General features: G+C 64.9%; 9 protein-coding genes. 6 read left to right on the top strand and 3 right to left on the bottom strand.

Features of this window, described 5'->3' with window-relative positions; translation table 11 throughout:
* The first annotated feature begins 305 nt into the window (after positions 1-305).
* On the top strand, positions 306-1,220 hold the full coding sequence (locus FM051_RS49015; protein WP_158854728.1) for a hypothetical protein: 915 nt from the start codon (positions 306-308) through the stop codon (positions 1,218-1,220).
* A gap of 21 nt (positions 1,221-1,241) precedes the next feature.
* Positions 1,242-2,594, top strand: coding sequence for a hypothetical protein (locus FM051_RS49010; RefSeq protein ID WP_158854726.1), 1,353 nt, complete (start codon positions 1,242-1,244; stop codon positions 2,592-2,594).
* Positions 2,595-3,402: 808 nt separating this feature from the next.
* On the opposite strand, the gene FM051_RS49005 is transcribed toward FM051_RS49010, so the two are convergent.
* Positions 3,403-3,654 carry a hypothetical protein gene (locus tag FM051_RS49005; RefSeq protein WP_158854724.1) on the bottom strand — a complete coding sequence of 84 codons (252 nt, stop codon included), beginning with the start codon at positions 3,652-3,654 and terminating at the stop codon, positions 3,403-3,405.
* Positions 3,655-4,241: 587 nt separating this feature from the next.
* Between FM051_RS49005 and FM051_RS49000 the strand changes: the two genes are divergently transcribed.
* From FM051_RS49000 to tcmP, 3 genes are all read left to right on the top strand, one after another.
* A complete protein-coding gene (locus FM051_RS49000) occupies positions 4,242-4,787 on the top strand; it encodes a sigma-70 family RNA polymerase sigma factor (protein ID WP_158854722.1) in 546 nt (181 codons plus the stop codon).
* Between the two features lie 304 nt (positions 4,788-5,091).
* On the top strand, positions 5,092-5,634 hold the full coding sequence (gene shbA / locus FM051_RS54395; RefSeq protein WP_238413248.1) for an RNA polymerase sigma factor ShbA: 543 nt from the start codon (positions 5,092-5,094) through the stop codon (positions 5,632-5,634).
* 146 nt (positions 5,635-5,780) lie between these two features.
* The gene (tcmP, locus tag FM051_RS48990; protein ID WP_158854720.1) at positions 5,781-7,145 is read left to right on the top strand and encodes a three-Cys-motif partner protein TcmP; all 1,365 of its coding nucleotides are present in this window, start codon (positions 5,781-5,783) and stop codon (positions 7,143-7,145) included.
* A 17-nt stretch (positions 7,146-7,162) separates the two neighbouring features.
* Here the strand turns inward: tcmP and FM051_RS48985 are convergent, their stop codons facing one another.
* Positions 7,163-7,912 (bottom strand): DUF5131 family protein, encoded by a 750-nt coding sequence (locus FM051_RS48985; RefSeq protein ID WP_158854718.1) that lies wholly within the window; start codon positions 7,910-7,912, stop codon positions 7,163-7,165.
* 92 nt (positions 7,913-8,004) lie between these two features.
* On the opposite strand from FM051_RS48985, the gene FM051_RS48980 reads away from it, so the two are divergent.
* Entirely contained in the window at positions 8,005-8,361 is a 357-nt protein-coding gene (locus tag FM051_RS48980; RefSeq protein WP_202919509.1) for a hypothetical protein, read from the top strand.
* Positions 8,362-8,453: 92 nt separating this feature from the next.
* Here the strand turns inward: FM051_RS48980 and FM051_RS48975 are convergent, their stop codons facing one another.
* Positions 8,454-8,591, bottom strand: coding sequence for a hypothetical protein (locus FM051_RS48975; protein ID WP_158854716.1), 138 nt, complete (start codon positions 8,589-8,591; stop codon positions 8,454-8,456).
* Positions 8,592-8,814 lie beyond the last annotated feature (223 nt).

Below are 8,814 nucleotides of genomic sequence, written 5' to 3'. Positions count from 1 at the left end.
AGAGCGCGACCGCCTCGGCCCGGAACTCCGGCGGGTAGTGCTTCATCACCATCTGAACGGGACTCCTGTCCACCCGGATCGTCAGGATCCAAGTGTGTCTGGTGTCCAACATCCAGGGTCAAGTCCCGTCAAGCGGTCAAGAGGACTCCCGCCAACCTGGTGGGTGACCGTTGGGCTGGCGATCTGCGCGTGTCGAGATGGCAAGGGAACGGATGTTCGATACTGTCTACGGTCAAATCTGTTTCGCAGACCACCGGAAAGCTTCGTGCTCATGTGGTCCGCGCACACGGAGGGCGTAACGCCGCATGAGGATCGACATCGAGCAACACGCGCGAGGACTGCTCGAACACCTGGGACAGAGCGAGCAGAACGAGGTCGCCGCCTACCTGGAGCAGAGCGGGATCGACATCCAGAACAGTCATCTGATCGTCGACTATCTCGTCGACGCAGGCTGGGCCAAGGACTGCTCCACTTTTGGGGAACCAGACTGCCTTCTCACCGGCACCGGTCTGGCCAAAGCCCAGCGGTTGCTCGCCGAGCGGAACAGCCCGGCCCATCGCCTGGGCACACTGTGGACCAGGATGCTGCGCTGGCTGGAGGGCAACCCCGGCGTCGCGGACTGGAGCGGCTTCCTCGCCGGCGATGGAGTGCGCTACCAGGGCACCGACTTCACCAAGGCTGAGGTGGAGAAGGAGGCCGCCTACCTCTACGAGCACAAGTTGATCACCGCTATGCGGACTTGGCAGGGCGAAGACGGCACCCTTCGCCCCACCATCACCACTGCGGGTCGCGACTGTCTGATCCACTTCGAGGGAGACGTGAACCAGTACCTCAACCGCGGTGGGCACTCCACCACGAACCACACGACCCACAACAACACGACGATCACAATGACCGACAGCGTCGGCAACATCACCAACGCCAGCTCCAACGTCCAGCAGAACGTCAACTCCGGGCTCGACACCACCGAGGTGCTCAAGTTCGCTGGCGCCGTCCGCCAGACCCTGCCCGTACTGGGGCTGGACGAGGCCGCCCAGCAGGCCGTCGACGCCCAGGCCGAGGACCTGCACCAGGAGGCAAGCTCCGCGGCCCCGGATCGTGGCCGGATGCGGAATCTGATCGACAGCATCCTCCAGACGCTGAAGACGGCCGGGGCGACCATCACCCTTGAGATGATCACAGGCCTCGGCATGCAGGCGATCCAGGCCATCAGCGGCTGACCACGGCGTTACCGTCCGGCCATGAGCCTCACGTCGGGACTGGCGTCACCCCAGACTCCCCTGCGGCTGTTTCTGGATCGCGAGCTATCCGCGGGCACCCGGCCGTTGCGCGCGACCTACCGTGCCCGACTACGGGCACCGCGCCTGGTGCTGCCCGGGGACGGCGTGGGGTTCGAGGCCGGCACGGTCGGCACGGCTATCGATCAGCGATTGCGCTTGGCGTTCACCTCCGCCGCCCCGGTCGACCTTGCGACGCGAGCGGGCGTCCTGATGTGCAGCGAGTTCGCACCCGCACGAGGGCTCCGCGGCCGCCGCACAGACCCGTACACCGTGCTGGCCGCTCTCGGCCGCGATCTGATCGCTGCGATCAGCACGCTCGTCGCCGGTCTCGCGCTCGACGACCGGAGCCAGCCGATCGCGCGTGCCGATGAGGACGAGGAGCGCCTGGCGCGCATGCTGCTCGTTGCCGCCTGGTACGCCCTGCTGTACCGGGTGCCGATCGCGTTCGCCGACACGCCACTGTTCAAGGCGGTGAGCTCCGACCCGGGTGCGCTCACGTTGCCGCGCATGCTCGCGATCCCGCACCGCGATCTCGTCAACGACGTGCTGGCGCAGCTAAATCTCGCCGAGGACAGCTCGCTCGCCATGCTGCGCGCCGCCTCGACGCTGGATCGCTGCCACCCCGGCCCGACATTCGACGGCAGCCTTCACGTCACCGCAGACGCCGACCTCGTCGTCGACGGCCTGCTGCTGGACTTCAAGAGCACCCGCCGCGTTGACGAGTTCTCCAAGGTCACCATGCACCAGCTGCTTGGCTACGCGCTGATGGACTTCAGCGACCGCTACGAGATCGACGCGGTCGGCGTGTACCTCACCCGCGCCGGCGCTGTGATCAGCTGGCCGATCGAGGACTACCTGCGTCTATTCGGAGCCCGCCGCCGCGACCTCGCCGAGTTCCGCGCGGTGTTCGCCACGTTGCTCGCCCACCCGGCTGCCCGGCCGACGGCGTCCCGACTCCCGAGCAGCGAGCCGCCGTCGACCGCCTCGTGGCCGACTCGCTACCCCTATCGCGGTCGGCTGCTGCCCGGTCTGCGGCACCGGGCTCGACGAGGCGGCACGCCGGGCCCGGCGCCGGTACTGCTCCCCGCACTGCGCCCGCCGCGCCCCGACACTGCGGCGCCACGGCTGGCTCGGCTGACGCCGCGAGACCGTTGGTGGAGAAAAATGTCGAGTTCAAGGCCAAACGCTCAGCGTTTCCACACGTTGACCTTTTCGCCTCCGAGCAGAGGCGCATCATCAGGACCTTTCACATGGGGTGCGATCCACACTGGCCGGTGCACCTGCCGAGTCGGATACCACTGCTGTCGCCAGTGACCTCGCACGATCCACCGGTGGTGATATTCGCGGGCCGTGGCCGATTCGTCCGTGTTCCCCGTGGCCCTGGGGCGCCGGAGTTCGACGAGGCGGACAGCTCGCGGTTCGAGGCCGTCGCGTAGAAGGCGCCTGCGTGTCGAACGTGGCAACTGCACCTCGCTGGTGTCCACCAGGGGCTTCTGCCGCATCAGCAGCCATGCGGCACGCAGTCTGGGCGCCAGGGTGGTCATGAAGTTCAGCGGTCCCGATGCTGTTCCCTCGTTGTCGCCGAATGGCCAGGTGAACTCGGCGCCGTGTGCGTACACCAGACGCGGCTCGGTCGTGGCCGTCTGCCGGTTCGGCGCGATGCGGTCGAAGACCGGGGCCGCCTCGACCCGATCAAGGTACGTCGAGCCGAGGAGCACGGCATTGTGTCCGGGCATCCGGGCCCAGCACACGGCGGCGATACCGAGTTGGGTGTCGTCGTCCAGCGAGATCGAGGCGATCGGCCGCTGGAACACCATGAGTCCGACTTCGGAGGGCAGGTCCTCCGACGCGAGCTGGAAGTCCGGGATCGAGCCTGCCGCAGCGTCGGTGAGTTCGACCATGTCGGCGGCGACGTAGAACAGGACGGCCTCCCGCAGGCGGCGGATTTCCGTGGCCCGCAGGGTGCTTCCGGCGACCGACGGAGCGGTGCTGGATCTGAGGGGAGGCCAGTCGTAGTGGCCGGTGGCGGCTGCCCTGTACCACAGCTCGGCCGCCCTGGCGCCGTCCAGCCACGTGATGATCTCGGCGCGGATGTCCGGCAGTTCCGCGGGGCGGATGTCGGTCACGACGACACCCTGGCGGTGGCGTCCAGGTAGCGGTGCAACGACGACGACGCCACCGACTGAGCCGTCCGTGCGTCGGTCTGCGTGCTCAAGTGGGCCCGCGTGACCTGGAAGTCCGACGGCATCCGCGACGCCTGCCAAGCCCGCGCAATCGGCGTATCCCGCAGAAATCGCATGGTCTCGATCCGGGCGTCCCGCACCGCACGAGCCGCGCTCGCCGCCGTCCACAACCTCGTCTTCCTGGCTCCCACTGCCTCCGCGCCTCCCGACCCCGACCCCGATCCCCGACAACACCCATGGTTACCGATTCACGCCACAAGGCAGCACGACGGCACGGCCAAACGATCAACCTTCACCCATATGCCGAAGTCAGCAGCCCAGGGCGCTGTCCATGGACGTGATCATCGACGTGTTCCGACCAGAGCCTCTCGGTGTTGCTGTGTGGCGGCTGACAAGCCTGACACTCGGTTGCACATCGTGATCACGTCAAGGCACCTATTCACATGACCAACGACCACGACACGGGCAACGACCCCGACACCCGGCAAGATCGAGCAGATCGGCAAGTTGATCAGTCCGGTACAGCCGTCCAGGCGTTGGTGATCTTGTCGACCACGATGACCACAGCTTTGGGCGGCATCTACATGACGACCCGATCGATCGTGGTGACGGCGTTGACGGCCAGCTTGATCGCTCTACTAGGAGTGTGCGTGACACTTCGGTGCGTAACGAAGAGGTAGTCGCTCGCCGTCGGATTGAAGGTTCGTTGCACATCGACGGCCCCTCATGCCACTCCATACTGACCGGACACAGCGAGCGAGAGGTGGCGTGGTGAAGCGTGGCCTGCACCCTTGACAAATTCGACAACTTCTTCAATGCCGAGCTGCAACCGTTGATCATGTTCCTGGTGCGAGCGGGCTACGAGCTAGAGGAGTCGCGCGATGCGGCTGCCGAAGCGATGTTCTGCGCCTACCAGGGATGGATCGAGATCCAATACCCGAAAGCATACGTGCGCACCGTCGCGCAGCGTGTCGCAGGACGTCAGAATCAACGCGATAAAGAACGTGTGCTCCGCTCGGTCCGAGGCGGTTTTGTCACCCTCGAACAGGCAGACCCGTTTCCCGAAATCGACGCAACACTTGACTCCACAAAACGCTTGCTCGCACTGTTAGACGTATTGCCAGACAAGCAACGACTGGTCCCAGCCTGGCACCTGGACGGTTTCAGCAATACAGAGATCGCCGAGAGCCTTGAGATGCAGGTCACTACCGTGGCGTCGAACCTACGGCATGCGAAAAACCGGATACGTGAACTCCTAAACACTGAAGAACGAATTCGCGCGACCGCAGTTAGCGAGGGAGGTGCTCACCATGACGCACCCTGACGACGCCTTCGCCACCCTGGTGCGGCAAGCCGATCTAGAGATTGGCGCAGTCCTGACGGCATCCCTGGATGCCGAGGACATGCTAGAGGGAATCAAGCAGCGGGCAGCACGTTCGCATGCGGCGGCCATACAGGCGGTGCAGGAACAGAAGGAACTTCAGACCGTTGGTGCCACTCTTGTCCGAGCTTTTTCCGCTCCTGTGCAGCTTGCCGAGCGGCCTCCGGTCGAAAACGCAGCGACACTGCGCCCGACCGATGGACTTCGCGAAATTTACGCAGAGGGCCACTCGGAGCTCTCCACGGACTTGGTCGTCATTGTGACCGATGCCGCCCAAGGGGACCGCGTGGCGGTGAGCCGCTTGCTAGAACATCTCCGACCGTTGGTGGTTCGGTACTGTCGCGCCCGAATCGGCCGTCGGGATCGCTCCTTCATCTCGGCGGATGACGTGGCCCAAGAAGTCTGCCTTGCGGTATTGAGGGCACTCCCCACCTACCGCGATCAAGGCCGCCCTTTCCTGGCATTCGTATACGGCATCGCGGCGCACAAAGTCGCCACCGCCCATCAAACAGCATTGCGCAAGGGGATCGACACGGCGCCGGAGTTGTCGAGCGTCCCTCCTACCGAGATGGAAGAGCCGCAGCGTGCAGCACAGGTCGAAATGTCCGAGCGCATGGCCCAACTGCTGAAACTGTTGCCGGATAAGCAACGGGAGATCCTGGTGCTGCGCGTGGTCGTCGGCCTATCCGCAGAGGAGACCGCCGATGTGGTCGGGTCGACACCGAATGCGGTCCGGGTAGCTCAACACCAGGCGCTCGCCCAGCTGCGAAAAACCCTATCCCAGCAGTGACTCACCGACCGGAGCCGTCCAGACCAACCGAGCCGCAACCTCGCGGCGGCGCTGCATACCATCCCATACGTGCGTGACCCAGATCACACGCATGTAGCGTAGACGGTCACACAGCGATACCCCGGTAACGACGCGGGAGGGTGCGCATGAACACCGATGAGCACGACTCGGGCACCACCGAGGGGGACGCGGAGGACGACCTCACCGCCGAGGAACTGGCCGACTACCAGCTCGGCGGTGAGACCGGTGGGGAGATAGGCAATGAGGCCGGGCCTGACAGCGATCGGTTCTTCGTGTCCAAGAAGGCAGCGGCGGTGTTCAAGCACAGCCTGTTGAAGAGCTACTTCCCGCGGTTCGCGGGCAAGGCAGGGTCGACTGAAGTGGGCAAGCGCTTGGCCTACGTGGACACCCATGCCGGGCCCGGTAGGTACAAGGACGGCACGGAGGGCAGTCCGCTGCTGATCGCTGGCAACGTGGCCGGGATGTTGGCGGCGTCCGGGGCGGCGCACAGGGACATCGCGTGCATGTTCGTCGAGGCGCGACGAAGTCACCATCGGCACCTGGAGCGGGTGCTGGAGGAGAGGATGCCATCTGGGGCGCTGTGGAAGGCGCGGCGCGGGAAGGCCAGCGACCATCTGGACGAGGCGTTGGAGTTCGCCGGAGACGCGCCGTTGTTCATGTTCATCGACCCCTACGGCCTGGGCCCTAGCTTCGACGAGGTCGTGCGTGTGCTCAAGCGTCCCCGCAACGGCCGTGGCAGCAAGACCGAGATCCTGCTGAACTTCATGTCCATGGCCTTCTCCCGCGCGGGCGGCTTCCTTAAGGCCGACCGGCCTACGGCGCAGCAGTTGACCACCTTGAAGCGATTGGACTCGGTCCTCGGTGGTGTTTGGTGGCGCCAGGTATACCTAGAGGCCGACTCCGGAGGACATGCGGTCGGCAGGTTGGTCGATGAGTACGCCCGCCGGGTGTGCGAGGCGGTGGGTACCCGACCGCAGCTAGGGATGTCGCAAAGGTGCCGAGCGACGCTGATACCGGTGTGGAACACCCTGGAGCAGGATGTTCCGGTCTATTGGCTGGTGCACTTCACGTTCCACCCCCACGGCAAGTGGTGCATCGCCGAGGCCGCAGCGAAGGCCAACGCGACTTGGCGGCAGACAAACCACCAGTTCGCGCTCTCCAGGCGCCTAGCCCATGAAGCCAGCACGGGCCAGGAGGACCTATTCTCCGGAACGCTGGTTCCTCAGGCGACCGAAGAAGAACACGCTCGCGACGAGGAGCGGTTGAAGAAGCGGTGGATCGACGCCATCGTCGACAATCTCAGAGAACTCATCGGCACCCATGAGCGACTTGATGTTTGCGAGGACATGGCTGCGATCTTCGGCATCACGCTGGGGCTTGCCCACGGCAAGCACCTTCGGCAGGCGTGGGATCGGTTGTCTGCGGATGGCCTGCTGGTCCGCCGCGACACCGGCAAGCCACTTGAGAAGCAGACGATCCGACGAGCCTGACTAAGGCAGACCGCAGATCAGTGGGTCGCGGCCAATCTGGGCATCTCGTCCCAGGTTTGGCCATCGAGTTCGCGGCCGCCAGCCTTCGGAGTACGGCCGCCCCACTGCTTGTGGAAGAACGCGACGTCTGCTTCCTGACAGGCATCCCTGATCTGGCGTACCCAAACCGGGTCAACCGGGCGGGCGTTCGGGCCGGACTCGCCACCGGTGATCACCCAGTTGATGCCTTCAAGGTTGAGTTCGGTCAAGGGTCCTAGCAGCGGCTCGCACGACAGGAACCGCACCGCAGCCGGTACAGCGCGCAGATCGTCGACCCGGACCAGTTGGTCGCTGTTCTCGACGCTCACACCCATCCATACGTTCGAAGGCCAGTCCAGCTTGTCCGCAAGCTTACGGAGGCGGGCCGACCGCTTGGTCAACACCTGGTAAGTGTGCTGCGGCGTGTCAGCCATGACCTTGAAGACCCTGCGCACGAACTCCAGCGGAACCTTGGCGTGGAACAAGTCGCTCATGGAGTTGACGAACACAACCCGCGGACTGCGCCACCGGTAGGGCTGGTCAAGGGTGTCCGGGTGCAGCGCGACCCCGAACCCGGGACCGGAGGTGCGCGGGTCGCCATCGTTCTGGTACTTCTCAGTGCCCATCGCCTTGAGTCGCTTGGCCAGCGCCAGGGCGTAGCAGTTGTCACAGCCCTTCGAGATCCGGTCACACCCCGTCGTGGGGTTCCAGGTGACCTCGGTCCACTCGATCGTCGAGCGACTACCCATGACTGCTTCCTGTCTGTCCGCGGTAACTACGACACGTCGTGTGCGCTGGATCTTACGAGGATGTCGTAACGAAAATGTCGTAAGATGACGGTGTGGCGTCACTAGATCGGGTTTTTCTGCGGGACAAGTCGCAGGCCGCGTTCGGCCAGCGCTACCGCTTGGAGGTCATGCTCGCGATCGCTGACGCTGAGGACGGGTTCGTCGCGCTGACCGACCTGGCCAAGCAGTTGAATGTCACCATCAGCAACCTGCAAGGACCGCTGAAGTCCCTCGTGACCCTCGGCCTGCTCACACCGATCCCCCACGGGGACTCTCGTCACCGCTTCTACTTGCGCAACCCCAGCACGGCCTGGAGTTGGGCCAAGGAGCTCCACGACCAAGCCCATCTCGACAACGCAGCGCGTGCTGCCGATGGCGAGGGCACCGACATCCACATCGTCCAGCAGTAAGCCTCCCCTGGATCCGACGGAGAGCGCACGAAGGGAGCGAAGGGAGCGACGTCGCGAGTGCCGCTCCCTTCGCTCCCTTGGGTGCTCCCTTCCTATGTCCTCTGGCGGATACGCCACACCCAGCCGCCATCGAAGTCGGCCTTCTCGGAGCGGATCTTGGCCCTCGCCTTGGCGCGCTTCAGGGTGTCCTTCGAGAACCCGGCCTGGTGTCCTTCATTCAGTACGTCCATCACCGCAGCCTCACCTCCCCGCTCCAGCAGGTAGTCGGTGAGCCACGCGGCGGCGTCCGCACGCTCGTCCCCGTCGTCGTACGCGGAGCGCTGAAGCCCGCGTTCCGCAGATGATGTAGCCGTCTGGTCGGTGAATCTGGGGGTTGAGCTGGGGAAACACCGACTGGCCCGGTGACGGGGCGTGTCACTAGGCGGTGGGATCGGCGCAGGTCAGGGGGCTGCG

Source organism: Saccharothrix deserti (genome assembly GCF_009769385.1).
GTDB lineage: Bacteria > Actinomycetota > Actinomycetes > Mycobacteriales > Pseudonocardiaceae > Actinosynnema > Actinosynnema deserti.
Note: the sequence above shows the minus strand (reverse complement) of the source record. Positions and strands in the feature narration are given on the sequence as shown.